24 protein-coding genes and 1 tRNA gene are annotated in these 25,095 nt (G+C 62.5%); 16 read left to right on the forward strand and 9 right to left on the reverse strand.

Features of this window, described 5'->3' with window-relative positions; all coding sequences use genetic code 11:
• Positions 1–27: 27 nt before the first annotated feature.
• From BG60_RS12285 to BG60_RS12315, 7 genes are all read left to right on the forward strand, one after another.
• The gene (locus BG60_RS12285; protein ID WP_008353338.1) at positions 28–549 is read left to right on the forward strand and encodes a methylamine dehydrogenase light chain; all 522 of its coding nucleotides are present in this window, start codon (positions 28–30) and stop codon (positions 547–549) included.
• Positions 546–1,031: a c-type cytochrome gene (locus BG60_RS12290; protein WP_033536142.1), complete on the forward strand. Its 486-nt coding sequence runs from the start codon at positions 546–548 to the stop codon at positions 1,029–1,031. Before BG60_RS12285 ends, BG60_RS12290 begins: the two co-directional genes overlap by 4 nt.
• Entirely contained in the window at positions 1,028–1,486 is a 459-nt protein-coding gene (locus BG60_RS12295; RefSeq protein ID WP_008353340.1) for a c-type cytochrome, read from the forward strand. Before BG60_RS12290 ends, BG60_RS12295 begins: the two co-directional genes overlap by 4 nt.
• A gap of 11 nt (positions 1,487–1,497) precedes the next feature.
• A complete protein-coding gene (locus BG60_RS12300) occupies positions 1,498–3,003 on the forward strand; it encodes an aldehyde dehydrogenase family protein (protein WP_008353341.1) in 1,506 nt (501 codons plus the stop codon).
• Between the two features lie 10 nt (positions 3,004–3,013).
• Positions 3,014–4,228: a porin gene (locus BG60_RS12305; protein ID WP_008353342.1), complete on the forward strand. Its 1,215-nt coding sequence runs from the start codon at positions 3,014–3,016 to the stop codon at positions 4,226–4,228.
• A gap of 85 nt (positions 4,229–4,313) precedes the next feature.
• The gene (locus tag BG60_RS12310) at positions 4,314–4,973 is read left to right on the forward strand and encodes a DUF429 domain-containing protein (protein WP_034471771.1); all 660 of its coding nucleotides are present in this window, start codon (positions 4,314–4,316) and stop codon (positions 4,971–4,973) included.
• Between the two features lie 101 nt (positions 4,974–5,074).
• Positions 5,075–5,293, forward strand: a complete 219-nt coding sequence (locus tag BG60_RS12315; RefSeq protein ID WP_033536141.1) for a hypothetical protein — start codon at positions 5,075–5,077, stop codon at positions 5,291–5,293.
• Positions 5,294–5,353: 60 nt separating this feature from the next.
• On the opposite strand, the gene BG60_RS12320 is transcribed toward BG60_RS12315, so the two are convergent.
• Positions 5,354–5,430 (reverse strand) — tRNA-Val (locus BG60_RS12320).
• A 235-nt stretch (positions 5,431–5,665) separates the two neighbouring features.
• Positions 5,666–6,979 carry an L-fuconate dehydratase gene (locus BG60_RS12325; RefSeq protein ID WP_008353348.1) on the reverse strand — a complete coding sequence of 438 codons (1,314 nt, stop codon included), beginning with the start codon at positions 6,977–6,979 and terminating at the stop codon, positions 5,666–5,668.
• Between the two features lie 159 nt (positions 6,980–7,138).
• On the opposite strand from BG60_RS12325, the gene BG60_RS12330 reads away from it, so the two are divergent.
• The 4 genes from BG60_RS12330 to BG60_RS12345 all read left to right on the forward strand — a co-directional run bounded on the left by BG60_RS12330 (position 7,139) and on the right by BG60_RS12345 (position 11,502).
• The gene (locus BG60_RS12330) at positions 7,139–7,867 is read left to right on the forward strand and encodes a GntR family transcriptional regulator (RefSeq protein ID WP_008353349.1); all 729 of its coding nucleotides are present in this window, start codon (positions 7,139–7,141) and stop codon (positions 7,865–7,867) included.
• Positions 7,868–7,921: 54 nt separating this feature from the next.
• Positions 7,922–9,433: a sugar ABC transporter ATP-binding protein gene (locus BG60_RS12335; protein WP_008353351.1), complete on the forward strand. Its 1,512-nt coding sequence runs from the start codon at positions 7,922–7,924 to the stop codon at positions 9,431–9,433.
• Between the two features lie 30 nt (positions 9,434–9,463).
• Positions 9,464–10,495, forward strand: coding sequence for an ABC transporter permease (locus tag BG60_RS12340; RefSeq protein ID WP_008353353.1), 1,032 nt, complete (start codon positions 9,464–9,466; stop codon positions 10,493–10,495).
• A 65-nt stretch (positions 10,496–10,560) separates the two neighbouring features.
• A complete protein-coding gene (locus BG60_RS12345; protein ID WP_008353355.1) occupies positions 10,561–11,502 on the forward strand; it encodes an ABC transporter substrate-binding protein in 942 nt (313 codons plus the stop codon).
• 44 nt (positions 11,503–11,546) lie between these two features.
• On the opposite strand, the gene BG60_RS12350 is transcribed toward BG60_RS12345, so the two are convergent.
• The gene (locus BG60_RS12350) at positions 11,547–13,385 is read right to left on the reverse strand and encodes a glycoside hydrolase family 15 protein (protein ID WP_008353356.1); all 1,839 of its coding nucleotides are present in this window, start codon (positions 13,383–13,385) and stop codon (positions 11,547–11,549) included.
• A 110-nt stretch (positions 13,386–13,495) separates the two neighbouring features.
• Positions 13,496–13,720, reverse strand: a complete 225-nt coding sequence (locus BG60_RS12355; protein ID WP_008353357.1) for a hypothetical protein — start codon at positions 13,718–13,720, stop codon at positions 13,496–13,498.
• Between the two features lie 135 nt (positions 13,721–13,855).
• Between BG60_RS12355 and BG60_RS12360 the strand changes: the two genes are divergently transcribed.
• Positions 13,856–15,454 carry a Na+/H+ antiporter gene (locus BG60_RS12360; RefSeq protein WP_008353358.1) on the forward strand — a complete coding sequence of 533 codons (1,599 nt, stop codon included), beginning with the start codon at positions 13,856–13,858 and terminating at the stop codon, positions 15,452–15,454.
• Here BG60_RS12360 and BG60_RS12365 read toward each other — a convergent pair.
• The gene (locus tag BG60_RS12365; protein ID WP_008353359.1) at positions 15,439–16,845 is read right to left on the reverse strand and encodes a S8/S53 family peptidase; all 1,407 of its coding nucleotides are present in this window, start codon (positions 16,843–16,845) and stop codon (positions 15,439–15,441) included. The two genes, BG60_RS12360 and BG60_RS12365, sit on opposite strands and share 16 nt — an antisense overlap.
• 122 nt (positions 16,846–16,967) lie before the next feature.
• Complete coding sequence (locus BG60_RS12370) at positions 16,968–17,753, reverse strand: TerC family protein (protein WP_008353360.1); 786 nt, start codon at positions 17,751–17,753, stop codon at positions 16,968–16,970.
• A gap of 123 nt (positions 17,754–17,876) precedes the next feature.
• Here BG60_RS12370 and BG60_RS12375 point away from each other — a divergent pair, with 123 nt between their 5' ends.
• A complete protein-coding gene (locus BG60_RS12375; protein WP_008353361.1) occupies positions 17,877–18,758 on the forward strand; it encodes a LysR family transcriptional regulator in 882 nt (293 codons plus the stop codon).
• A 94-nt stretch (positions 18,759–18,852) separates the two neighbouring features.
• Complete coding sequence (locus tag BG60_RS12380) at positions 18,853–19,263, forward strand: HPF/RaiA family ribosome-associated protein (RefSeq protein ID WP_008353363.1); 411 nt, start codon at positions 18,853–18,855, stop codon at positions 19,261–19,263.
• Between the two features lie 7 nt (positions 19,264–19,270).
• Here the strand turns inward: BG60_RS12380 and BG60_RS12385 are convergent, their stop codons facing one another.
• The gene (locus BG60_RS12385; protein ID WP_008353366.1) at positions 19,271–20,656 is read right to left on the reverse strand and encodes a glycosyltransferase family protein; all 1,386 of its coding nucleotides are present in this window, start codon (positions 20,654–20,656) and stop codon (positions 19,271–19,273) included.
• Between the two features lie 234 nt (positions 20,657–20,890).
• Here BG60_RS12385 and BG60_RS38695 point away from each other — a divergent pair, with 234 nt between their 5' ends.
• The gene (locus BG60_RS38695) at positions 20,891–21,046 is read left to right on the forward strand and encodes a hypothetical protein (RefSeq protein WP_160172886.1); all 156 of its coding nucleotides are present in this window, start codon (positions 20,891–20,893) and stop codon (positions 21,044–21,046) included.
• A 134-nt stretch (positions 21,047–21,180) separates the two neighbouring features.
• Here the strand turns inward: BG60_RS38695 and BG60_RS12390 are convergent, their stop codons facing one another.
• A complete protein-coding gene (locus BG60_RS12390) occupies positions 21,181–21,420 on the reverse strand; it encodes a hypothetical protein (RefSeq protein WP_008353367.1) in 240 nt (79 codons plus the stop codon).
• Positions 21,421–21,664: 244 nt separating this feature from the next.
• Between BG60_RS12390 and BG60_RS12395 the strand changes: the two genes are divergently transcribed.
• Positions 21,665–22,669 (forward strand): hypothetical protein, encoded by a 1,005-nt coding sequence (locus BG60_RS12395; RefSeq protein ID WP_008353368.1) that lies wholly within the window; start codon positions 21,665–21,667, stop codon positions 22,667–22,669.
• 9 nt (positions 22,670–22,678) lie between these two features.
• Here BG60_RS12395 and BG60_RS12400 read toward each other — a convergent pair whose 3' ends face one another.
• Positions 22,679–25,066: a DNA polymerase II gene (locus BG60_RS12400; protein WP_174447721.1), complete on the reverse strand. Its 2,388-nt coding sequence runs from the start codon at positions 25,064–25,066 to the stop codon at positions 22,679–22,681.
• Positions 25,067–25,095 lie beyond the last annotated feature (29 nt).

Raw genomic sequence — 25,095 nt, forward strand, 5'->3', positions numbered from 1 at the left:
CTTTTCCATTCCTACAGGTGAGCGTCCATGAAATGGCTGGATTCATTCTTCGAACATAAGGCACGCGGCGTCGCGCAACGCAGTTCGCGGCGCAGCGCGATGGCGAAGCTCGGGAAAGTGCTGGTCGGATCGGCAATGGTGCCGCTGTTGCCGGTCGATCGCACCGCCTATGCAACGGAGCCGAAGAAGCCGGGTTCATCGGCGAGCGATGATCCGACGAGTTGCGACTACTGGAAGTATTGCGCGATCGACGGCTGGCTTTGCAGCTGCTGTGGCGGCACGTCGAGCAGTTGCCCGCCGGGCACGACGCCTTCGCCGATCACGTGGATCGGTACCTGCCGCAATCCGCACGACGGCTCGGATTACATCGTGTCGTACAACGACTGCTGCGGCAAGACGAGCTGCGGACGCTGCTTCTGCAATCGCAATGAACGCGAAAAGCCGCTTTACAAGCTATCGCTCAATAACGATATCAACTGGTGCATGGCGAACGGCAATTCGAATTACCACTGCTCGGTATCGGTCCTGTTGGGAGCGGCAACGCAATGAAGACTGCAACTGTTTTGATGGCGGCGTTGCTCGCCGGCGCAATGAGCTTTGCTTCGGGCGCTTTTGCACAGACAGTGCATTACCCGGGCGGCAAATCGACCTTCGATGGCAAATGCGCGGTCTGTCATCAGGCAGGCGGAAAAGGCATGGACGGACTTGCGCCGCCGCTCGTCGAATATCCCGGCAAATATGCGGGCTCTGCCGATGGCCGCGCGCAATTAGGGCACACCGTGCTCTATGGCATGTTCGGCCCGATCAAGGTCAAGGAGAAAAGCTATAACTTCAAGATGCCGAGCTTCGCATCGCTCTCCGATGAAGAGATCGCGGATGTGTTGAACTACGTCGTGTTCGATCTGAACGCGCAGCATGGTTCAGCGAAGCCTTTCGACGTCGCCGAAGTCAAGGCATGGCGCGCGGGCCCGCTCGATCAGACCGCCGTGCACCAGCGTCGCGAAGCAGTCGTGAAGGGCCTGGGGCTATGAAGCCGCGCGCGATGCTCGTCGCTGCGACGCTGGCCGCGCTGTCGACGACGGCGGCATCGCAGACGCAGGCGTACGACGCGGCGCGTGCGCGACAGGACTGGGTGCTCAATTGCATGGGATGCCACACCGCCGACGGCTCGGGCATTCCCGGCAAGGTGCCCGCATTGCGCAACTCGCTCGGTCATTTCGTCTCGCTTCCCGACGGCCGTCAGTTTGTGATGCGAGTACCGGGCGCTGCCAATTCCGCATTGAACGACGCAGAGCTCGCGAACGTCTTGAACTGGTTGCTCGCGACGATGAACGAGCAATCGCGGCCCGCATCGTTCAAGCCTTATACGGCGGAAGAAATTGCGGCGCATCGCAGACCCGCGCTCACCGATGTCGCGCGTATCCGCATGAAGCTCGTCAAGGAATTGCAGGAGAACGGCGTGAACGCCGTCCCGGAACATTACTAGGAGACAACCCGATGAATAACAGCCAGCATCCCGCGATGCTCGATTCCACGCGCGCATTCCTCGCATCGGCGAAAAAAATGCTCATCGATGGCGCATGGGTCGATAGCGCGAGCGGCGCGACACTCGATGTGATCGATCCCGCCGATGGAGAACTGCTCGCACGCGTGCCGAGCGCCGACGAAATCGATGTCGATCGCGCCGTGCAAGCCGCACGCCGCGCGTTCGATGACTCCGCATGGTCGCGCATGAAACCGACCGATCGCGAGCGTCTCTTGCTGCGCGTTGCCGATCTTATCGAAGCGAACGCGCGCGAGCTCGCGGAAATCGAATCGCTCGACAATGGCAAACCGGTCACGGTCGCCCACGGGCTCGATGTGTCGATGGCCGCGCAATGCTTCCGCTATATGGCCGGCTGGGCGACCAAGATCGAAGGCAGCACGCTGGAAGCATCGATTCCATATAGCCCGTCGAACGATTTCTTCGGCTATACGCGCAAGGAAGCGGTCGGCGTCGTCGGCGCAATCATTCCGTGGAATTTTCCGCTGCTGATGGCATCGTGGAAACTCGCGCCCGCGCTCGCGACTGGCTGCACCGTCGTGCTGAAGCCTGCGGAAGACACGCCGCTTTCCGCGTTGCGGCTCGCGATGCTGATCGAAGAGGCGGGCATCGAGAAGGGTGTCGTGAATGTCGTCACCGGCCTCGGCCACACGGCGGGCGCGGCGCTCGCGCGTCATCCGGGCATCGACAAGATCGCGTTCACGGGTTCCACGCCGACGGGTAAAGCTATCGGTCACGCGGCGCTCGATAACATGACGCGCATGTCGCTCGAACTCGGCGGCAAATCGCCGGTTATCGTGCTGCCGGATATCGATATCGATAAAGCGGCAGAAGGCGTCGCCAATGCGATCTTCTTCAACTCGGGACAAGTCTGCACTGCGGGCTCGCGCGTCTATGTGCACGAGAAAGTATTCGATCGCGTGATGGAGCGTGTCGCGGCGATCGCGCAATCCTTGCCGATGGGACCGGGCCTCGATGAATCGACGCAGATCGGCCCGCTGGTTTCCGCACGGCAAATGGATCGTGTGCTGAGCTATATCGAAGCGGGCCGCGATGAAGGCGCGCGTGCTATCGCGGGCGGTGCGCCCAAGGACGGCGCCGGTTTCTTCGTGAAGCCGACAGTGCTCGTCGATACCGATCATTCGATGAAGGTCGTGCGCGAAGAGATCTTCGGACCGGTGCTCGTCGCGATGCCGTTCAACGATATCGACAGCGTGGTCGCCAAGGCAAACGACACGCCTTATGGACTCGGCGCGAGCATCTGGTCGAACGATCTCTCGGCAATTCACAAGCTCGTGCCGCGCATCAAGGCGGGCACGGTATGGGTCAATTGCCACTCGCTGCTGGATAACGCGATGCCGTTCGGCGGATTCAAGCAGTCGGGTTTCGGGCGCGAGCTCGGACGCGCGGTGATCGACATGTACACAGAGACCAAGTCGGTGCTGATCAACTACGCGTGAGGACGCTTGCATGACAACTAAAACGATCGCGCGGCAACTTGTCTCGACAGCGGCGCTCGCCGTGTGCGCGAGCGCATCGGCGCAAAGCAATGTGACGCTGTATGGAACGGTGGATGCAGGGCTGACTTATACGACCAATCAGCAAGTCACCAATGCGGACGGGAGCGTCGGTTCGGGGCATAACTTCGCGTTGTCCGGCGGCAATCTCGTGCCTTCACGCTTCGGCTTGCTCGGTGTGGAAGATCTCGGCGGCGGCTTGCAAGCGAAATTCAACGTGGAGAACAGTTTCTATACGGGAACGGGAAGCCTGGTGCAGGGCGGGGCGCTATTCAACCGTCAGGCTTGGGTGGGCCTCGCGCACGAACAGTTCGGCACGTTGTCCCTCGGACGTCAATACGACTCGTATAGCGATTTCCTCGGGCCTTACGTATCGAGCAATTCGTGGGCGACGCTTTATGGTTCGCATATCGGCGACGTCGATAACCTTAACGAAGCGTTCAACTTCAACAACGCGATCAAATACACGAGCCCGGACTGGAACGGCTTTTCGGTGGGCGGCACTTATAGCCTCGGCGGCATTGCAGGCGACTTCGGGCAACGGCGCGGATATTCGTTCGCCGCGGCTTATACGCGTTTGCCCATCTCGATCAGCGCAGGTTATCTGAACCTGCACAATCCGCTCGATGCGGCTTTGGGCGGAGCAAACGGCTACATCGGCGATTTCGCGTGTTCGAATCCGTCGGCACTCTATTGTCAATTGCAGAACGCGGAAGCGTTGAAGGCGTATGGCGCGGGCGCATCTTATGCAATCGGGCCGGCGACTATCGCGCTGACTTATACGCATAGTCGTCTCGAGCATAGCCAGTACTTCGCCGATAGCGCTAATCCGCAGGGCCGCGACATCGCGTTCGATATCGGCGAAGTGAATCTGACTTATGCCGCGACGCCGTTCCTGCAACTCGGGCTTGCCTACATCTATAACAATGCGAAGCCGGACGGGGTTTCATCGACGCGTTTTCATCAAGTGAACGTCGGCGCGAACTATGCGCTGTCCAAGCGCACTGCGCTGTATGGCGTCGCGATCATGCAGAAGGCGGTCGGCGCGGGACTAGGCATCGATCCGGCGACGGGTGGACCGGCGAATTACGCGCAGATTCCCAATCTGCCGAATTCGAACAGCGATCGCCAGTTGTCCGTGACGCTCGGCATACGGCATAACTTTTAAGTATTTCCAGGGGCGTGCTTTGACCCGGCCGGAACGATTTCCCGCCGGGCTTTTTTTCTCGCGTTCAAGAGATACGCATGATTTCATGATCGTTGATTCGATCGCGACGAAAGTTATCGGCCGCTTCGAAGATCTGCTCGAATGGAAGCGCGCGAATGCTATCGTTGCTGTGGATATGCCGATCGGTCTTTCATCGAATGGCGTTCGGACGTGTGACACGCTCGCTCGAAAAATACTCGGACGTCCGCGCGCAAGCTCTGTCTTTACGCCGCCGATTCGCGCGGCTTTAGTCTCGTCGAGCTATGAAGAAGCGTGTGCGGTCAATCAGGCCGTCACCGGAAAACGAATCTCCATTCAGGCATTTCACCTTCGCAACAAGATTGCAGAAGTCGATGACATGCTGCGCACGCTCGCCGATGATGATGTGCGCGTCTTCGAAGTGCATCCCGGGTTGAGCTTCATGCATCTGCGAATGGAGCAGGGCGGTCCGGCGCACGGCCTGCGCGAAAGCAAGGCGATTGCATCGGGATTCGCATTGCGTCGCGCGTTGCTCGTGCGATGCTTCGGCGGCTCGATCGATACGGCGCTCGCGGCGCGCAAGCCCGCGCAAGCGTCGCTGGACGATGTGCTCGACGCATTCGCGGCGTTATGGACCGCGCGCCGAATCGTTTCGGCAACGACATTCCGTCTGCCCGACGACATCGAGTTCGATTCGGAAAGTCTTCCCATGGCCATTCATTGCTGATGTTGGCGGACGGTTTCGTCAAAAGAATTCGAAATACGACGGCGAGCACGGCGGTATAAAATTGAGACGTACTCGTATCGCGCTCGAATGCGCCCGCTGCCATGGAAACTCCGTCGGGCAAAGAAGCCTCCCGCAAGCGGATGACGCCACGCACGCTCAACGTGCTGACGGCGCTCATCGGACTTGCCACGCTCGCATTGGGCGTCGCCTGGTTGATCTATACGTGGATCGTCCATCTCGAAGTGCCGTACTTCGCGATTCCGCTCGTGCTGACGGTGCCGGTGATCGTCGCGGTGGCGTTCCGCAACTGCTGGGACTGACGCGCCTGGAATGAAAACGCACCGTGGCGATACGATCGCGACGGTGCGTCTGAATGTCGTTGGTAGGCTCGATTGGACTCGAACCAACGACCCCCACCATGTCAAGGTGGTGCTCTAACCAGCTGAGCTACGAGCCTACGGAAGCCGCGAATTATAGGGGAAAGTTTCGCGTTGTGGGGATTCTCAGGCGAAAATTTTTGATCGAGGATTTTTCGGACGTGAAGACCGCTCGACCGCAACTTCGCCGGTTTACATAACACAAATTATCAGCGTTTTGTTTGTAGGTCCCAAGTGAGAAACACCGCAGCCATACCGCGTGTCAGCCGCCGCGAGCCGCCGGTATCACCCGCACGGCCCGTAGCCAAACGATCATCAACTCCTTTTCAAACCCTGCCACGCTTCACCGTCCGGAAAGCGATGCCTGTCGAGCGACGCCGCTTTCATCTCGATGCTGTAGCCCGGTTTCTGCGGCGGCATGTATCGCCCATTGCGAATCACGACCGGATCGACAAAATGCTCGTGCAGATGATCGACATATTCGAGCACGCGATTCTCCAGCGACGCCGACACGCAAACATAGTCGAAGATCGAAATGTGCTGCACGTACTCACACAGCCCGACGCCGCCCGCATGCGGACACACCGGCACGCCGAACTTCGCCGCCATCAGCAGCACGACGATCACCTCGTTCAGCCCGCCAAGACGGCAACTGTCGATCTGACAGAAGTCGATCGCCTCGGCCTGCAATAGCTGCTTGAACATCACGCGGTTCTGGCAGTGCTCGCCCGTCGCGACGCCGATCAGCGGACTCAGGCGCTGGCGGATGGCCGCGTGCCCGAGCACATCGTCGGGACTCGTCGGCTCTTCGATCCACCATGGATTGAACTCCGCGAGACGTCGCATGTTGGTCACGGCTTCGTCGACGTCCCATACCTGATTGGCGTCCATCATCAGCTTCGATTTTTCGCTGATCTCTTCACGCAAGATGCGCGCGCGCCGCACGTCTTCCTCGATGTTTCCGCCGACCTTCTGCTTGAAATGCGTCCATCCTTGCGCGACGCCTTCACGCGCGAGCCGGCGGATCTTGTCGTCGTCGTAGCCAAGCCAGCCCGCCGACGTCGTATAGCCCGGATAACCTTGTTCGAGCATTTCCTTCACACGTTCGCCGCGCGTCTTTTCATGACGCTTCAGAATCGCGATAGCCTCATACGGCGTGATGGCGTCGGTCACGTAACGGAAGTCGAGGCAACGCACGAGCTCTTCCGGCGTCATGTCGACGAGCAGCTTCCACACCGGCTTGCCCTCCGACTTCGCCCACAGGTCCCATGCCGCGTTGACGACCGCCGCCGTCGCGAGATGGATCGCGCCCTTGTCCGGGCCGATCCACCGCAACTGGCTATCCGACGTGAATTCACGCCAGAACGCACCCATGTTCGCGGTGATGTCCGCGAGCTTCTTCCCTACGATTTGCGGCGCCAGCGCATTCACGGCCGCCACGCAGATCTCGTTGCCACGGCCGATCGTGAACGTCAGGCCGTGGCCCGTGTGCCCTACCGGTGAATCGGTTTCGAGCGTGACGTAGGTAGCGGAATAGTCCGGCGCCGCGTTCATCGCATCCGAGCCATCGAGCGAACGCGATGTGGGAAAGCGAATGTCCCTCACGGACAGCCTGGTGATCGTTGTCATATGAACGCCCTCCGAAAGCGTCGTCGACCAAGTCGAGTCTGCGATTTAACCGATGAAAAAGTCGCTACGTCCCAATCTTCGAACTAGGCATATGCACGCGTTGACAACGCCGTCGATGCTTTCTAGCATGCTAGCATCCATCTCGAAAATCAAGCGCCGGTGAACACGTCTCTCGATACAGTGACGACCGTCAGCACTCCCTATGATGCACTGCACAAGATCGGCAGCGGCGAACGCGGCAGCCTGACCGATGCAGTCGAGGCAGCGTTGCGGGAAGCTATCGTCACGCTGGCGCTGGAGCCTGGGATGATGATCGACAAACTGGCCGTCTGCGAGCGCATGGGCGTCTCGCGATTTCCGGTTTCCGCCGCGCTGGCCCGGCTCGAGCACGCAGGTCTTGTCGAAGTGTTGCCGCAGCGCGGCACGCGCGTGAAGCCCATCGCGCTCGAAGACATTCATCAGCATCTGTTCATTCGCAGCGCGCTCGAAGTCGAGACGGTGCGCGGCGTCGCCCGCATTCGCGAGGCCGCGACGCTCGACGCGCTCGCGCTCAATCTCGAACAGCAACGGATGATGCTGAAGACCGATCAGCGTCTCGCCTTCCATACGCTCGATCTCGCCTTCCACGAAATCCTGCTCGACGCGATCAACCTGCCGCGCGTGAAGGAGATCGTCGCCGTGTCGCGCAGCGCGCTCGATCGCGCGAGACAGCTTCTCGCGAGTCCGGAGCGCCTCGTCCATACGCTCGATGAACACGAACGCATCTTCGACGCCATTCGCAGCGGCGACGCCGACACTGCCGCGAAGGCGATGCACGATCATCTCGATCAGGTCGTCGCGGAATTGCGCCGTTCGGCGCAGGAACGGCCCGACCAGTTCGCGCCATAGCCGTTCGACGCACGTATGACAGGTCCAACGAAACCGAGCATTCATGCCACATCCATGACACCCCTCATCTCCGTCAATCAGTTGAGCAAGCGCTTTCCGGGCGTGCGCGCGCTGCATGAAGTGCGCTTCGACGTCATGCCGGGCGAGGTCCATGCGTTGATGGGCGAAAACGGCGCGGGCAAGTCCACGCTCATGAAGATTCTCGCGGGCGTGTACACGCGCGATTCCGGCGACATGTTCGTCGACGGCAAGCCGGTCGACTTCACGAGTCCACGCGAGGCGCAGGCATCGGGCATCGGCATCATTCATCAGGAACTGCAACTGATGAATCATCTGACGATCGCGCAGAACATCTTCATCGGCCGCGAGCCTCGCAAGCTCATGGGCTTGTTGCTCGACGAAGACAAGCTCAACGACGACGCCCGCGCGATTCTCGCTCGCATGCATGTGAATCTCGATCCGCGCACCGTCGTCGGCACGCTCACGGTCGCGAGCCAGCAGATGGTCGAGATCGCCAAGGCGCTGTCCTTCGAATCGCGGGTGCTCATCATGGACGAGCCGACTTCCGCGCTCAACGATGCGGAAATCGCCGAGCTGTTTCGCATCATCCGGCAATTGAAGGAGCGCGGTGTCGGCATCGTCTATATCTCGCACAAGATGGACGAGTTGAAGCAGATTTCCGATCGCGTGACCGTGATGCGCGACGGCGAATATGTCGCGACCGTGAACACGCATGAGACGAGCGTCGAGACGATCATCGGCATGATGGTCGGCAGAACGCTCACCGACCTCACGTCGTTTCTCGGCGGCGCGCATCAGGGCGAAGTGGCGCTCGAGGTGCGTCATCTGAACGCCGGGCCGCTGGTACGGGACGTCAGTTTCAAGTTGCATCGCGGTGAAATCCTCGGCTTCGCCGGCCTGATGGGCGCGGGTCGCACCGAAGTCGCGCGCGCGGTGTTCGGCGCGGACCCGGTGGAATCAGGAGAGATTTTCGTCAAAGGCGCGAAGGCCGCGATCAGAAAGCCGAGCGATGCGGTGAGGCGCGGCATCGGCTACCTGTCGGAAGACCGCAAGCGCTTCGGTCTCGCAACGGGCATGGACGTCGAATCGAACATCGTGATGTCGAACCTCGGCAAGTTTCTCGCGGGCCGCATGTTCCTGCGCCGCGCGAAGATTCGCAAGACGGCCGCGCATTTCATCAAGCTGCTCGCGATCCGCACGCCCTCGCCTACTCAGCCCGCGCGCCTGCTTTCGGGCGGCAATCAGCAGAAGATCGTCATCGCGAAGTGGCTCGAGCGCGATTGCGACGTGCTGTTCTTCGACGAGCCGACGCGCGGCATCGATGTCGGCGCGAAGAGCGAGATCTACAAGCTGTTGCGCGCGCTGGCGCAGGAAGGAAAGGCCATCGTGATGATTTCGTCGGAGCTTCCGGAAGTGCTGCGCATGAGCGATCGCATCGTCGTGATGTGCGAGGGGCGCATCACCGGAGAGCTGTCATCGGGCGAAGCGACGCAAGAGCGCATCATGCAGCTCGCGACGCGGCGCGAATCTTTGCAAGCGGCATAAGCCGGACTTTCGAACACACGAGGTCAACTCATGACACAACCCACGGATACCGCGCCGCTCACCAACGAACGACGCATTGGCGGCCTGCGCGCGCGCGTGTTTTCGCCTACTGCATTGCAGAAGCTGCTGGCGTTCGCGAGCCTCATCTTGCTGCTGGCGTTCTTCAGCTTCGCGTCGCCCGCGTTCATGCAGATGGACAACATCCTCGGCATCCTGCAGGCGACGGCGGTCAACGGCGTGCTCGCGATCGCGGCCACGTTCGTCATCATCACGGGCGGCATCGACTTGTCCGTCGGCACGTTGATGACCTTCACCGCAGTGATATGCGGCGTGTTCCTCACCTACTGGCATTTGCCGATGTGGATCGGCGTGATCGCCGCGATCGTCACCGGCGCGATATGCGGAACCATCTCGGGCACGCTGACCGCAAAGATGAAGATCCCGCCCTTCATCGCGACGCTCGGCATGATGATGCTGCTGAAGGGCTTGTCGCTCGTCGTCGCGTCCGACAAGCCGATCTACTTCACCGACACCGAAAACTTCTACATGATCTCGCAGGACTCGCTGATCGGTTATTTCCTGCCGAGCGTGCCGATTCCGAACGCGGTGCTGATCCTGTTCTTTCTCGCGATCGCGAGCGCCATCACGCTCAATCGCACCGCGCTCGGGCGCTATACGTTCGCGCTCGGCAGCAACGAGGAAGCGGTGCGTCTTTCGGGCGTGAACGTGGACCGATGGAAGATCGCCATCTACGGTCTGGGCGGCGCGATTTGCGGCATCGCCGGACTGCTTATCGCCTCGCGGCTGAATTCGGCGCAGCCCGCGCTCGGACAAGGCTACGAACTCGATGCGATCGCGGCGGTCGTCATCGGCGGCACGTCGCTATCGGGCGGCTCGGGAACGATACTCGGCACGATCATCGGCGCGTTCATCATGAGCGTGCTGACCAACGGCTTGCGCATCATGTCGGTCGCTCAGGAATGGCAGATCGTCGTGACCGGCCTCATCATCATTCTCGCGGTGTATGCGGACATTCTGCGGCGCAAGAAAGGCGGAGCGTGACAGGGAGCATCAAAGCTCGCACGGCGAGCACAAATCGATAACCTGACCTTTGGAGGAGATCCATCATGCTGAAAAGAAGAATCATCGGCGCACTGATCGGAGCGGGCGCGCTCGTCGGCGCAACGAGCGCCGCGTATGCGGACGAGCCGTATATTCCGCTGATATCGAAAGGCTTCCAGCATCAGTTCTGGCAAGCCGTGAAATCGGGCGCGGAACAGGCCGCGAAAGAGCAGAAAGCGCGCATCACGTTCGAAGGCCCCGAAACCGAAGCGATGGTCGACAAGCAAATCGACATGCTCTCCGCAGCGCTCGCGAAGAAGCCGCAGGCGATCGGCATCGCCGCGCTCGACAGCAAGGCCGCCGTTCCGCTGCTCAAGCGGGCGCAGAACCAGAAGATTCCGGTGATCGCATTCGACTCGGGCGTGGATAGCGACATTCCGCTCACCACCTGCGCCACCGACAATCTCGCCGCCGCCGCGCTCGCCGCCGACAAGATGGCCGAAGCCATCGGCAATGCGGGCGAAGTGGGCGTCATCGTTCACGATCAGACGAGCCGCACCGGCATCGACCGGCGCGACGGCTTCCTCAATCAGATGAAGTCCAAGCATCCGAACATCAAGATCGTATCGGTGCAGTATGGCGGCGGCGATCATCTGAAGTCGGCGGAGATCGCGAAGGCGATGATTCAGGCCAACCCGAACATCAAGGGCATCTTCGGCGCCAATGAAGGTTCGGCCGCGGGCGCGGCTATCGGCATCAAGGAATCGGGCAAGAAGCTCGTGCTGATTGGCTACGACTCGGGCAAGGAGCAGAAGGAAGACATCATGTCGGGCCTCATGGCGGGTGCGATCACGCAGAATCCGGTCGGCATCGGCAGGTGCGTCGTCGATTCGGCGATGAAGGCGCTCAAGGGCGAAAAGCTGCCGAAGAAGGTCGATACCGGCTTCTACTGGTACGACAAGTCCAACATGAACGATCCGAAGATCGCCGCCGTGCTGTACGACTGATCGGCAAAGGACGGGGTCGCGCCCGTCCTCTTCTCTTCATGCGATCACGTCCAGGGAACGTGCACGCGATCGAGATTCCTGTCGAGCTGATACGCCGCGCTGATGAGCGCGAGATGCGTCAGCGCCTGCGGAAAATTGCCGAGCGCCTCGCCGCTCGTCGCCACTTCCTCCGAGAAGAGCCCGAGATGATTCGCGTAGGCGAGCATCTTCTCGAACACGAGCCGGCCTTCGTCGACACGTCCGGCGCGCGCGAGCGCCTCCGCATACCAGAACGAGCACGCGGAGAAGCCGCCCTCGGTGCCGGGCAAGCCATCGAGCGTCGAGCCGCGCGTATAGCGGAAGATCAGCGGATCGACGCGCAACTCGCGGCCGATTGCATCGAGCGTGCCGATCCAGCGCGGATCTTTCGGGCCGATGAAGCGCACGAGCGGCATCATCAATGCAGAGGCGTCGAGCGTGTCGGAGCCGGGCGTCTGCACGAAACTCTCGATGTCGTCGTTCCAGAACTGTTCGTGAATGTCGCGATGGATTTCATCGCGCGTTTCGAACCAGCGCGCAAGCGCCGCGGGCAACGAGCGCTTTTCTGCAAGCCGCAGCGCGCGATCCACCGTCACCCAGCACATCAGACGCGAATGCAGCAATGCGCGCGTGCCGTTGCGAAACTCCCAGATGCCGTTGTCCGGCTCGCGCCAGTGTTCGACGACGTAATCGACTGTGCGCGTCACGTGACGCCAGCCATCGTAGGAGATGGCCGCGCCGTACTTGTTGTAGAGATAGACGGAATCGAGCAGCGCGCCGTAGACATCGAGCTGAACTTGTTCGCGCGCTCCGTTGCCGATCACGATCCGTCCCGGCACTTCGCCGACGAGACTCTTCAGCTCGCTTTCTTCGGGCGCGTCGGCGCCATCGACGGAATACATCACACGCAACTGGCCGTGCGCGCTGCAATCGCGGCTGCGCTCGGCGATCCACTTCATGAAGCGTTCCGCCTCGCCGGTGTAGCCGAGGCGCAGCAGCGCGTAGACGGAGAACGCGGCGTCGCGTATCCACGTGAAGCGATAATCCCAGCGGCGCGAACCGTCCTGCGCCTCGGGCAAGCCGAAGGTCGGCGCGGCGACGATCGCGCCGAATTCTTCCGAACTCAACATCTTCAAGGTCAACGCCGAGCGCAGCACGACTTCGCGATAGCGCCCGCGATACGTCGAACGCGACGACCATTCCTTCCAGTAATCGATGGTCTCGGTGAGGATCGAGTCGTGATTCGCGTCGATGTCGGCGAGCCCTTCGGCCTCGCCGAGCACGAAGCAGGCGCAAGCGCCTTCTTCCAAATTCAGCGTCGCGCATGCGCTCTGGCCGTCGATCGTAAGCGGCACATTCGAGCGCAGCCGCAACGACGGCGCACCGTCGTCGCGCATGAATTCGACGCCCTTCTCCACCGCATGGGCCGTGTGCTTCGCGCGCGCGTAATCGAAGCGCGGATCGCAGCGCACGTCGAGCGTCATGCGTCCGAAGACGAGCCGCACGATGCGCAGCACGCAGTTCGGCAACGCATCGGCGCGCGTCCCGTTCGATGCGACCGGCATCAGATCGAGCAGCTCGCACACGCCGTCGCCGGTCATGAAACGCGTGAGGAGCACGTTCGTTTCGGGCAGATACATCTGCTTGACGTTCGCGTTGGGCGCGCGCGGCGTGATGGCGAAAGCGCCGCCGCGATCGCCATCGAGCAGGGCGGCGAAGACCGTGGGCGAGTCGATGCGCGGGAAACACATGAAGTCGATCGCGCCGCAAAGCGACACGAGCGCCGCCGTCTTCATGTTGCCGATCATGCCGCGCCCGTCGACGGGCAGCGCGGCCGGTGGAATCTGCTCAGGATGGTGTCCCATCGCGAAGTGCTCCCGACGAGCGTGGAATGACATCGTCGGAAATCGAGCAAGTCATATTCCTGTCGAACGCGACCGCTACGATGCGTGCGACAAACGCTAGACAGTGCGAATCAGCGCGCGGCGGTCCGGTCGCCCGGTGCGGTCTCCGGATGCTTCGGCGCGTCGCCGAAAGCGGCCGCGCTCGCGGCGCCGTCTTGCGCGGCGAGCACGGAAGGCGTCGGCACGGGGGCATCCGCATGACGCGAACGGCCGAAGCTCGCGATATAGACCACAGCCGCCACGGCGACGCCCACCAGAACGGCCGCCACAGCCACGCCCGACGACTTTCGTCTCATTACTCCTCCCTTTCGGATACGATGACCCCGGCTCGCGGCCCGGTCCCGCGTCGATGGTATCAGCGCGAGGCGTGTCATCTGCGTGGGCCGCCGCGCACTGCCGCAAAAAAATCCCAAACAATCCGAGGACATTCCATGCACGCCGCTACGGCATTCAATCTGGTGCTCGTCTCCTTGATCGCCATCATCGCGCTCGAAGTGCTCGCCAAGCGCGTGCGCCTGCCGCCCGCGGCCGCACTGCTCGTCGGCGGCGTCGCGATGGCGTTCGTGCCGGGCCTGCCGCAATTCGAGCTCGACCCTGAGCTCGTGCTCGTCGTGTTCCTGCCGCCGCTCCTGATGTACGGCGCGTACTTCTTCGTGTGGGACGACTTCAAGCGGAACCTGAGCGGCATTCTGCTGCTCGCGATCGGCGCGGTCGCGTTCACGACGCTCGTCGTCGGCGTCGCGGTACATCTCGTCGTGCCGCAACTTCCCTGGGCCGCGTGCTTCGCGCTCGGCGCGGTCGTCTCGCCGCCCGACGCGGTCGCCGCCAAGGCCGTGCTGGAGCGCGTCGCGCTGCCGCGTCGGCTGATGGTGCTGCTCGAAGGCGAAAGCCTGCTCAACGACGCCGCCGGCCTCGTGCTCTTCCGCTTCGCGCTCGTGGCCGCGATGAGCGGCGTGTTCAGCGCGCCACGCGCCGTCGCGAGCTTCGCGGGGCTGGCGATCGGCGGCATCGTCGTCGGGATCGTCGCGGGCTTCATCGCGGTGAAGCTCATGCGCGCGCTCGAGGACGATTACCTCGTCATCACCACGTCGATGCTGACGTCGTGGGTCAGCTATATCGCGGGCGAGGAGCTCGGCGTATCGAGCGTCATCGCGACGGTCACGTGCGGCATGGTCGTCGGCTGGCACCAGCACGAAGTGTTCACGGCGGCGCAGCGCATGCGCGGCACGGCGTTCTGGCAGGTTGTCGTGTTCGTGCTGGAAGCGCTCGTGTTCGTGCTGATCGGACTGTCGCTGCGCGGCATCGCGGTGCGGCTCGGCGGCGTCGGCGATGCATTCTCTCTCCTCGGACCCGCGACGGCGGCGGTGATCGCGGTCGTGATCCTCTCGCGCTTTGTCTGGGTGTTCGGCGTCGAGGCGATGAAGTGGCTCGCGTGGACTGTCACCGGACGCAAGCGCGCGGACGCCGCAGGCGTTCCCGACTGGCGCGCGGCCACGGTCGTCAGTTGGGCCGGCATGCGCGGCGTGGTGACGCTTGCCGTCGCACTTTCGTTGCCCGAGACGATGCCCGGCCGCGATCTGATTGTGTTTGCCGGCTTCGCGGTGATTCTCGTCACCGTGCTCCTGCAGGGCGCAACAATCGGCCCGCTCATCGCGCTGTTGTCGCTCACGCGCGGTCACGAGCGCTCGTCACGCCATCTCAGCGAGCCGCAGGCGTGGGCGCGCATGGAGACCGCGCAACTGGCGGCGATCCAGCCACTGGTGCACGACGCCGATGGCAATGTGATCCATCCGCGACTGCTCGAGCAATACACGTATCGCGCGGGACTCACGAAGCGCTTCGAGGACATGGAGGAGTTCCCGACGGATGCCCGCCACGCGCACTACGACGTCGTGCTCGCCGCGATTGCCGCCGGGCGCACGGAGTTGCTGCTGATGCATCGCGCGGGGGAAATCCACGACGAGCTTCTGCATTCGCTGGAGCACGACCTCGATCTTCAGGAGATCATCGCGCTTCATGCGCGCGGTTGAGCAGGATCGCGCGCCCATGTTTCGTCGCACTGCATCCACGCATAGGCCGTGACGGTCGCGCGCGCGTTGTTCCTCAGGCGGATGAGCCACTCGCCCGCGGTCGCGCGGCGCACGCCGCTGCGCGTGGCGGTCGGCGCGAGCGCGACGAGGATCATGTGCCCTTCGCCGCGCGCGCCGCGCCCGAGATGCACGACGGTGCACACGGGATCGCCGCCGCGCGTAAACGTGCCGACGTTGCCGAGCCCGATCCATGCACTCGCGACGTCGTCGGGCGGCACGATCTGCACGTCGACGCCAGGCGTTCCATCACGGGTCGACAGCCAGATTTCCGCGAGACTCGGCGATTCGGAATGCGCGCGCACGCGCCAGCGCCACTCCGATTCCGCGCGCTCCGCGAGCGTCGATGCACCGCGACAGCGCGACAAGTCGACATTGCCGGACGGAAGCACGACCGAGCATGCACCGCTGTCCATCAGTTCGTCGAGCGCGCATTCGATGAGCGAACTGCCGTCCTGCTGCCACGCGACATTGCCGATATTCAGACTGACGAGCGCATGACACGCCGCACTGCCGATGTCCTGCGCGCGCTGCACGACATAGCGGACGGCGTCGAGTACTTCCGCATCGGGGCAAGGGCCGAACGCGTCGCGCATCGTGCGATAGCGTCGTTTGAGTTGCACGCCGATCATCGGCAAGGGCGCGTCGCAATCGGCTGTCGATTGCGTGCGCGACGGATCGTACATGCATGCGCCCGCCGCTTCCGCATGAAGGCGCGCGTCGCCCAGAAGCGCGTCCATCTGATGTTTGAGCAGCTCGCTTCCGTAACCGAGCCCGGCTGCGGAGTCGGCGGGATCGTTCTGATTCCAGAAGCATTGAAAGCGCGTGCGCGTTCCGTTTGCATCCTCGGAGAATCGCGGATGCGTGAACGCGATATCTTCATCGCACACGCCGACGATCGCATTGCCCAGCCCTTCGCGCATCGGTGCATGATCGGCAGGCACGCGTTCCGTACGCGCATCGACGTGCGTTGAAATCGCCAGCGCCTCCGTGAAGCGCTCGAACTTGCCCGCGAGATCGGTGTTCAGATGCGCGAAGAATTCGCGCGTCACGTGAGCCGTGCAGAAGCGCGTCGCTTCGAGCCCCGCGGGCGGATCGCGATAGAGCGCCGACATCCAGATCCAGCGTTGCCAGCCGTTACGCTCGATCGTCTGCGCGAACTGCTGCGCGGTCTCGCCGCCCTGCTTCATCTCGATGGCGATGGGAATTCGGCCGCGCGGCATGCCGCCGAGATCGCGATAGCGCGTCGCGTGCGCCCACACGATGTATGGATCGATCCGCGCGATGGGCTCGAACGCTTCGCTCACCGTGCCGATCTCCCAATGCGGGCTCATCTTCGCTCCTGTCGCCTGCATTCCGCCGACGATTGGTCGCCATGGCCGCGACGCGCGCGAATTTGTCGGTTGATTATTTCGGGACCCGAAAGAATTTAGACGTTGGCTAACGAATAACGTAGTCACTCGGACGACGAGAAGCAAGCGGAATTACGCGCGGGAACGCTCGCCTCGCGCTTGCCCTTCGCGCGCCTTGCAAGCAGGTTCAAACCTTCGACGAATCCCGCGAAGCCCATCGCCGCGTAGATGTAGCCCTTCGGCACGTGCGTGCCGAAACCCTCGGCGATCAGCGTCATCGCGATCACGAGCAGGAACGAGAGCGCGAGCGTCACGACCGTCGGATTGCGTTCGATGAAACGCGAGAGCGGTTGCGCGGCGAACAGCATTGTCGCGACGGCGAAGATGACGGCGATAAACATGATCGGCAGATGCTCGGTCATGCCGACCGCCGTAATGATGCTGTCGACGGAAAACACGAGATCGAGCAGCAGGATCTGGCCGATCGCAGCCCACGCCGTCATGCCGCCGACGCTCGACGCGACGCCGGGCACGACATCGTGCTCGCGTCCGACGTGATGACGCATCTCCGTGGTCGCCTTCCAGACGAGGAACAGGCCGCCCGCGAGCAGGATGATGTCGCGCCACGAGAACGCATGATCGAACATGGAGAACACCGGCGTGGTCAGTTGCGCGATCCACGCGACCGTGCCGAGCAGCGCGAGCCGCATGACGAGCGCGAGCATGATGCCGATGCGCTGCGTGCGCGCGCGTTGCGCCACGGGCAGCTTGTTGCTGAGAATCGAAATGAAGACGAGATTGTCGATGCCGAGCACGACTTCCATCACGATCAGCGTGACGAGCGCGGCCCAGACGGCGGGATCGGCGGCGAGCGAAAGGAGATATTCCATGAGTAACAGGGTTTTTGATTGAACGTATCGCGCCATGATCGGCTGAACTCGTACTCGAAAAAATCAGCGATAATCGAAGCCCTACTTCGGTTTTTTCGATGTATCGAAAAGGACGCACGGCACATGCTCAACTATCGTCATCTGCATTATTTCTGGGTTGTCGTGAAGGAAGGCGGATTCGCGCGCGCAGCGGAACGGCTCGACATGGCGGTTCAAACCATCAGCGCGCAAGTGCGTGAGCTGGAAAAATCGCTCGGGCATCAACTGCTCAAGCCGGAAGGCCGCGGCGTCACGATGACCGAAGCGGGACAGGTGGCCTTCGCGCGTGCGGAGGAAATCTTTCATATTGGGCAGTCGATTCAGGACGAAGTGCGCGAGGCGGCGAGCGGCGCGCTCGCGCGTCTCGCGGTCGGCCTGTCGGATGGCATTTCGAAGCTTGCTGCGCACGCGCTGCTCGCGCCAGTGCTCGGCAATCCGTCGCTGCGTCTTCTGTGTCACGAAGGCGAGACCGACGAACTGCTCGGCGAACTGGCGCTGCATCGGCTCGATCTCGTGCTCGCGAGCCACCCCGCGCCGCACAATCACAATCTGCGTCTCACGAGCGAGCGGCTGATCGCCTCGCCGGTCGACTGGTACGGGCCGGCTTCGATCGTGCGCAAGAGCGCGATCGATCGTTTCCCTGAAAGTCTCGCGTCGCTGCCCATTCTTTTGCCGACCGGCCATTCGTCGCTGCGGGCAAGGCTCGATCGATGGCTGGAGGCGCAAGGCATCGCGCCGCGCATCGTCGGCGAATTCGAGGACAGTGCGCTGATGGCCGTGTTCGGCGCGCGCGGCCTCGGGGTGTTTCCGCTCGCGGAATTCGGCGCGGGCGATGCGCCGCTGTTGCGCGGACTGCGCTGGCTCGGCCGCTCGCCGGACGTGAAAGAGGAAGTGCACGCGATCGTGTCGCGGCGCGGACGGCATCATCCGTTGACTCAGCAGGTGCTTGCGCGAGCCACGAGCTAACTTCGGTTTTTTCGAAGCTTAGGTTCCGTTCAGTCTGCTTTTTCGGATCGCGACCGGCCTTTACGCTGAATCCATGTTCAACGAGGAGGCGTCAATGAAAGTCCTGTTCAAGTCCCGCGACCCCGAAGCCATTGCGATGCACGAGCTTGCGAAAGCGCGCAGCGAATTCGTCTTTCGCCGTCTCGCGTGGCTGATCTCGAAGGCGACCGTCAGCTTGTCGGACATCAACGGGCCGCGCGGCGGCGTCGACAAGCGCTGTCAGGTGGAAGTGCAGTTGAATCGGGAAAACAAGGTCGTCGCGACGTCGATTGCGCGCGACTGGCGCGGAGCCATCGATCTGGCGCTGGGGCGCGCCGTGCGCTCGCTGGTGCGCCGGCGTCAGCACGTCAAGCCGACGCGCCGCGTGCGTGCGCGCAGCCTCGCCTGGCATTTCGCGGAGGAGCCGGCGCTGCAGGAAGCAGTCGATCCCCGCGTGCGCCTGATGAGAAAGATGGCCGGCGCGTAAGCCGCGATCACGCGGGTTTGCGGATCAGGAGCGGCGTGCGCGGCGCCGCATGTTCGATGGCTTCGAAGCCGCCTTCCGGCACCGAATCCATCGACATGAACAGCGCCCGCATCTCGGTGCTCAGGCCGTGAAAGTGACAGAGGAACGTGTTCCGGTCCGCGTAATACCAGGGCGTGTTCAGTTCGCGAAAGCTCACGAGTTCGGGCGAATCCATCTCGGGACACAGACCGTGCGCGATCAGTTGCTCCATGAACACATACTGGTCGCCCTGACTCGAAAACGTGTACTGGATGTCCTCGATCTCGCGCACTTTCGCCAGCACGGCGTCGAGCACGTTCGTATTCGCCTCGGTGTTGCGAAAGCCCATTACGCCCGAATTGAAACGCCAGCCGCAGATGTCCGCGGTCAGCACGCGTTCGCGCCCTTCGGTGAACTTCTCCAGTTTCACGCTCCGGTTCATCGCGATGATGTCCGCGTCCATCCAGAAAACCCATTCGTGCTGCGGCAGGTACTTGCTGAGAAGAAAAGGCTTGGCCCAGTTGCCGCACGCATCGCGGCCGAAATCGGCCGGCACTTCGCGATGCACGTAAAGCGTATAACCGTGCTGCTCGCAGTACGCACGCAGACTCGCTTCGCCGAAGCGCGCATAGCTCGCGATGTTGGGCGTATAGAGCATCACGACCGCGATCGGACGTCCCGGCTGATACACCGAAAGCGGCTCGTTCGAATCGCTCGACATCGGCGCTGCATCGTCGAAAAAGCGAAGATCGCCTGACGCGTGACACGCGCTCACATGCCGCGCGAACACCGCGCGCCACAGCGGCCCGTACTTGCTGTAAAGGCGCGGCGTGTAGACGATCGACACCGCGACGACTTCGCGGCCACGAATATCCGGATGCTGGCTCGCCCACATCGACGCGATCGGCACCACGCCGTTCAGGTCGTCCCAGTCGGGCACGGTCGGCAGGGCTTCGAGCAGTTCCTCTTCCGTGACGAACTTGCCGTATTCGAAGTATTTGCGGCATTGCGCGGCGAAGCCACGAATCATGCGCCGGTTCTCTTCATTGTTTCGCAGCACGAACATCTCGGTGTTAATGCCGAAATGCCCTTTCGTGACCAGGACGTCGCGGTCCGCCATGATCGGCTCGAAGTCGTGAAAGCGGAGGAACAACGCGTTTTCCGTGGCGAAAATGACGAGTTCGCCCTCTTCGGCCTCCCGCAGTACGTCGTTCAGCAACTGGTATTTGTAGAGCGTGCGCAATTCGAGCGAATCGACGCAGCCGGATATCGGCTCGAAACGATGCTTCGCGTTCGCGCGCCGGCAATATTCGATGTGATTGTCGAGCGATGATGTCGCGTTGCGATCGGAGAAACAGCTAACCAGAGTCACCATGGCGGTTCAACAGTCGGAAGACGGAAAGCGAGCAGATACGGACGACCCGCCCGGATGGAACATCCGAGCTTATCCGGCCCGTCTCGTGGATTTGTAAATTATTGCGTCAAATCAGCGGATTGCCCCTAGGAATAGGCCGATTCTCAGCATTTCTTGAGACGGGTCGACGGCGCGGTCAGCGATGCTATTGCGTGTGTTCTTGTCAATCCGCAGTAGGTGGTCGCGGCGGCGTTCGTGTGCGCGACGTCGAGTCTCGCGTCGTTCGGACATCTCGCGGGGAAACCGGCGCTCGCGTGGCTGTCGCTGAGTGCGCTCTTTGTGACGGGCACCGGCACGGGCGGCGCGATGCTCGGCGCGCCTGGTTGCCGCCGCGCATTTTTGAAGCGGTAGCCGGGCCGGTCGCGATCGCTGCGGTCAGCGTGTGCGCGCTCGTGGTGTATCGCGCGCGGCATCCGGCGACGCCGGACGGCGCCGCGGCGGCGACTTCGGGCGAGCCGCGCACGAGCGGCGCCTGAGCGACGGCATCAGCCCGACACCGCCACGCGCGGCGCGCGCATCGCGGATGCGCCGTCGAGTTCCGCCTTGCCGCATTCGAACGCGAAGTTCGCGGCGGCCTGCGCCGTCGCAAACGCGCGCATCGGCCCGATCGCGCGCCGCACGCCGCCCGGCCGCTCGATCAGAAGCGTCGCGACGAATTCTCCAGCCCGATGCTGGACGATGACCGAAAGCTCACAGCCTCGATATTCGATTGGGGTGGAGTCCATCGCTGACCTCGTTTGCCTGAATGCACTGGGAGAACTCAATCTACGCAAGGTCCGCGAAACGCGTAACCCCGCGTGTGAGTGGCTGCGAACGCATGCCGAGCGATTGTTCCGCGCAAACGTTTCACCTTGCCGTCGGTGGAAATAGGAATTAGTCAGAACTTTGCGGGAGTTTTCCTAAGTCTGTATCCTGCATCGGAACAGACCGCACGAAAGTTGCCGGAACCTTCCGAATCCGACCTCGCCGATGACAAGAACCCAGAACGAACGACATTGCAGAACGGCCCTTCGCGCGATCGCTTTCGCGCTACTCGGCATTGCGAGCAGCGCGGCTCACTCGCAGGAATTTTCGTTTCTGGCTGGCGCACTCCAGAGCAGCAGCCAGAACACGTATTCGTGGGAAGCGAATTATCGTGAAGGGCTCGGGCCTTACGCCGCCTGGAGCTTTTCCTGGCTCAATGAGGGCCATATTCCCGATCATCACCGTGACGGGCAGGCGCTGCAGTTATGGGGACGCCTGCCGCTCTGGAACGAGCGGCTGGAATTGTCGGCGGGCGCCGGGCCGTATCGCTATTTCGATACGAGCGAGGCGCAGTCGGGCGGCGAATACTCGAACACGCACGGCTGGGGCGCGATGTTCACGCTGCGCGCGGCGTATTACTTCGACAACCGCTGGATCGCGGAGATGAAGCTCAATCGCGTGCAGGCATTCGGCGGTCCCGACACGACCGCGCTGCTCTTCGGCATCGGCTATCAGCTCGACGCGCCCGAAGGACGCGGACCGCGCGCGCGCCCCGTGTCGCGCACGACCAACGTCACCAACAACGAAGTCACGGTGATGCTCGGCACGACGATCCTCAACAGTCCCGACTCGGAAACGAATCTGGCGGAGAGCATCGAATATCGGCGCGGATTGTGGCGTTACTTCGACTTCACCGCGTCGTATCTGCACGAAGGCGGCCACGTCCAGTCGCGCCGCGACGGCGTTGCCGCGCAACTCTGGGCGACGCGCGCGTTCTTGAATGACAAGCTGACGCTCGGCGTCGGCGCGGGGCCGTATCTGTCGATTACGCAGAACGACGATCTGGCGCAGAACCGCACCGGCGACGGACGCTTCTCCGGTCTCGTATCGGTGTCGGCGAGTTACCGCTTCTCGGATCGATGGCTCGCGCGCGTGACGTGGAATCGCATGGTCACGCGTTACGACCGCGATGCGGACATCATCGAAGCGGGCTTCGGCGTGCGTTTCTAGACTCGGAACTCAGAACAGCTCTTTCTGACCGGACATCAGCGCGGTGAAATCGTCGCGCAGGAAAGGCAGAATGCCGTCCGCGACCGGCTGAAGCTGCTTGCTGACGTAGTGCTCGTAGTCGATCGGCGCGTGGCGCGCTTCCACCGGTTCGGGACCGACCGCCGTCATCACATAGCTGATCCAGCCGCCGTTCTGATATTGCAGCGGGCGTCCGGCACGCGCGTTGTACTCATCGGCGATGCGCGCGGCGCGCACATGCGGCGGCACATTACGCTGATAGTCGCCGAGCGTGCGGCGCAGGCGCTTGCGATAGACGAGCAGTTCGTCCAGCTCGCCGCGCCGCGTGCGTCCGACGTAATCGCGCACGTAGTCCGCGTATGCCTCACCCTTGAATACGCGCAGGTAAAGCTCCTGCTGGAAGCGTTGCGCGAGCGGCGTCCAGTCGGTGCGCACCGTTTCGAGCCCTTTGTAGATGATTTCCTCGGTGCCGTCGGCGCGCGTCGTGAGGCCGGCGTAGCGCTTCTTGCTGCCCTCTTCCGTGCCGCGGATCGTCGGCATCAGAAAACGCGTGAAATGCGTTTCGAACTGCAATTCCAGCGCGCTGTCGAGCCCGAAGGTCTCGCGCAAATGCTCGCGCCAGTATTCGTTGACATGCGCGACGAGCGCGCGGCCGATGCGCCCCGCGTCTTCCTCGCTGCGCGCGCGCCTCAGCCAGACGAAAGTGGAATCCGTATCGCCGTAGATGACGCCGTAGCCGCGCGCTTCGATCAGCTCGCGCGTGCGATGCATGATTTCGTGACCGCGCATGGTGATCGACGACGCGAGACGCGGATCGAAAAAGCGGCAGCCGCTCGATCCGAGCACGCCGTAGAACGAATTCATGATGATCTTCAGCGCCTGCGACAGCGGCTTGTTGCGCTGACGCTTCGCCGCTTCGCGCGCTTCCCACACTTGCGCGACGATCGCGGGCAGACAGTGCGTGTCGCGTGAAAATCGCGCGCCGCGAAAGCCGGGAACCGTGGCGGTCTCGTCGGAAGCCGCCATGCCTTGCGCGAGCCCGGCCGGATCGATCAGAAACGTGCGGATGATCGACGGATACAGGCTCTTGTAATCGAGCACGAGCACGGAATCGTAGAGACCGGGACGCGAATCCATGACGAAGCCGCCGGGACTGGCTTCCTCGGGCACGTCGCCGAGATTCGGCGCGACATAGCCGAGCCGATGCATCCGCGGCATATACAGATGCGTGAACGCCGCGACCGATCCGCCGCTGCGATCCGCCTGCAAACCGGTGACGGTCGCGCGCTCCAGCAAAAACGGCAGCAGTTCGGTCTTGTCGAAAACTTTCGTGACGAGCTCGCAGTCGTTCAGGTTGTAACGCGCGAGCGCGGGCTTGTCTTCCTGAAAGCGCCGCTCGATCTCGTCCATGCGCGCGTACGGACTGTCGATGGCCTTGCCCTCGCCTAACAGCGATTGCGCGACGTACTCCAGGCTGAACGACGGAAAATTCCACGTCGCCGAACGCAGCGCCTCGATGCCGTCGATGACGAGCCTGCCCGCGATCGACACGAACCAGTGATTGCGCTTCATGCCGTGCTCGCGCCATTCGACCGTGCCGCCGTCGCGGCCGAGCGTAAGCGGCACGCCGTAGTCGTCGGCGTGCCGCTGGAGGATGCGCAAGTCGAACTGCACGACATTCCAGCCGATGATCGCGTCCGGATCGTGATGCGCGATCCACGCGTTGAAGCGGCGCAACATGTCGGCGCGGGTGTCGCAATAGTCGAGCGCGAAATCCGCTGGCTCGGCGGCGCCGGTCGGCGGTCCGAGCATGTACACCTGACGCGCGCCGCAGCCTTCGAGCGCGATCGAATAGAGATCGCCCTTCACGCTCGTTTCGATATCGAGCGACACGACGCTCAGCGACGGCCGGTAATCCGGCGCGGGCTTCAGTTCGCTGCAAATGTAACCGTCGCGCGGCGCGCCTTCGAACGACACCGGCGCCGTGATAAAGCGCTCCATCAGATAGCGCTCGTGCGGACGGATATCGGCCTCGAAGACATTGACGCCGGCGCTTCTCAGGTTCTTTTCGAGCGCGAGTAACTGACGATACTGCGGGCAGTAAAGCCCGAGCACCGGCTTTTGACGGAAGTCCTTGAGCGGCAGCTCGCGCAGATACGTGTCGCGCACGCCGGCGACGACAGGCTCCGCCTTCGCGCGATCTTCGGCGCGAATGAACGCGACGCTCGTCTGCGTCGCGATGCGGATCTTTCTCGGGCCGTCGTCGGTCGCGAGCCAGAAATCGACTTCCGTCCCTGCCGCGGTGTCGCGCCAGTGGCGAGTCAGCAGAAAACCCTGTTGTGCGGTAGCCAAGCCGTTATCTTCGAGAGCGCGTGCCATCGAAGCATTTTACTGGGCGGCAAAACAAA

This window comes from Caballeronia zhejiangensis (assembly GCF_000698575.1).
Lineage (GTDB): Bacteria > Pseudomonadota > Gammaproteobacteria > Burkholderiales > Burkholderiaceae > Caballeronia > Caballeronia zhejiangensis.

Excerpts from the sequence above, each read along its gene's own strand:
- BG60_RS12285 (WP_008353338.1), top strand. The coding sequence starts at position 28 with ATGAAATGGCTGGATTCATTCTTCGAACATAAGGCACGCGGCGTCGCG.
- BG60_RS12290 (WP_033536142.1), top strand. The coding sequence starts at position 546 with ATGAAGACTGCAACTGTTTTGATGGCGGCGTTGCTCGCCGGCGCAATG.
- BG60_RS12295 (WP_008353340.1), top strand. The coding sequence starts at position 1,028 with ATGAAGCCGCGCGCGATGCTCGTCGCTGCGACGCTGGCCGCGCTGTCG.
- BG60_RS12300 (WP_008353341.1), top strand. The coding sequence starts at position 1,498 with ATGAATAACAGCCAGCATCCCGCGATGCTCGATTCCACGCGCGCATTC.
- BG60_RS12305 (WP_008353342.1), top strand. The coding sequence starts at position 3,014 with ATGACAACTAAAACGATCGCGCGGCAACTTGTCTCGACAGCGGCGCTC.
- BG60_RS12310 (WP_034471771.1), top strand. The coding sequence starts at position 4,314 with ATGATCGTTGATTCGATCGCGACGAAAGTTATCGGCCGCTTCGAAGAT.
- BG60_RS12315 (WP_033536141.1), top strand. The coding sequence starts at position 5,075 with ATGGAAACTCCGTCGGGCAAAGAAGCCTCCCGCAAGCGGATGACGCCA.
- BG60_RS12325 (WP_008353348.1), bottom strand. The coding sequence starts at position 6,979 with ATGACAACGATCACCAGGCTGTCCGTGAGGGACATTCGCTTTCCCACA.
- BG60_RS12335 (WP_008353351.1), top strand. The coding sequence starts at position 7,922 with ATGACACCCCTCATCTCCGTCAATCAGTTGAGCAAGCGCTTTCCGGGC.
- BG60_RS12340 (WP_008353353.1), top strand. The coding sequence starts at position 9,464 with ATGACACAACCCACGGATACCGCGCCGCTCACCAACGAACGACGCATT.
- BG60_RS12345 (WP_008353355.1), top strand. The coding sequence starts at position 10,561 with ATGCTGAAAAGAAGAATCATCGGCGCACTGATCGGAGCGGGCGCGCTC.
- BG60_RS12350 (WP_008353356.1), bottom strand. The coding sequence starts at position 13,385 with ATGGGACACCATCCTGAGCAGATTCCACCGGCCGCGCTGCCCGTCGAC.
- BG60_RS12355 (WP_008353357.1), bottom strand. The coding sequence starts at position 13,720 with ATGAGACGAAAGTCGTCGGGCGTGGCTGTGGCGGCCGTTCTGGTGGGC.
- BG60_RS12360 (WP_008353358.1), top strand. The coding sequence starts at position 13,856 with ATGCACGCCGCTACGGCATTCAATCTGGTGCTCGTCTCCTTGATCGCC.
- BG60_RS12365 (WP_008353359.1), bottom strand. The coding sequence starts at position 16,845 with ATGAGCCCGCATTGGGAGATCGGCACGGTGAGCGAAGCGTTCGAGCCC.
- BG60_RS12370 (WP_008353360.1), bottom strand. The coding sequence starts at position 17,753 with ATGGAATATCTCCTTTCGCTCGCCGCCGATCCCGCCGTCTGGGCCGCG.
- BG60_RS12375 (WP_008353361.1), top strand. The coding sequence starts at position 17,877 with ATGCTCAACTATCGTCATCTGCATTATTTCTGGGTTGTCGTGAAGGAA.
- BG60_RS12380 (WP_008353363.1), top strand. The coding sequence starts at position 18,853 with ATGAAAGTCCTGTTCAAGTCCCGCGACCCCGAAGCCATTGCGATGCAC.
- BG60_RS12385 (WP_008353366.1), bottom strand. The coding sequence starts at position 20,656 with ATGGTGACTCTGGTTAGCTGTTTCTCCGATCGCAACGCGACATCATCG.
- BG60_RS12390 (WP_008353367.1), bottom strand. The coding sequence starts at position 21,420 with ATGGACTCCACCCCAATCGAATATCGAGGCTGTGAGCTTTCGGTCATC.
- BG60_RS12395 (WP_008353368.1), top strand. The coding sequence starts at position 21,665 with ATGACAAGAACCCAGAACGAACGACATTGCAGAACGGCCCTTCGCGCG.
- BG60_RS12400 (WP_174447721.1), bottom strand. The coding sequence starts at position 25,066 with ATGGCACGCGCTCTCGAAGATAACGGCTTGGCTACCGCACAACAGGGT.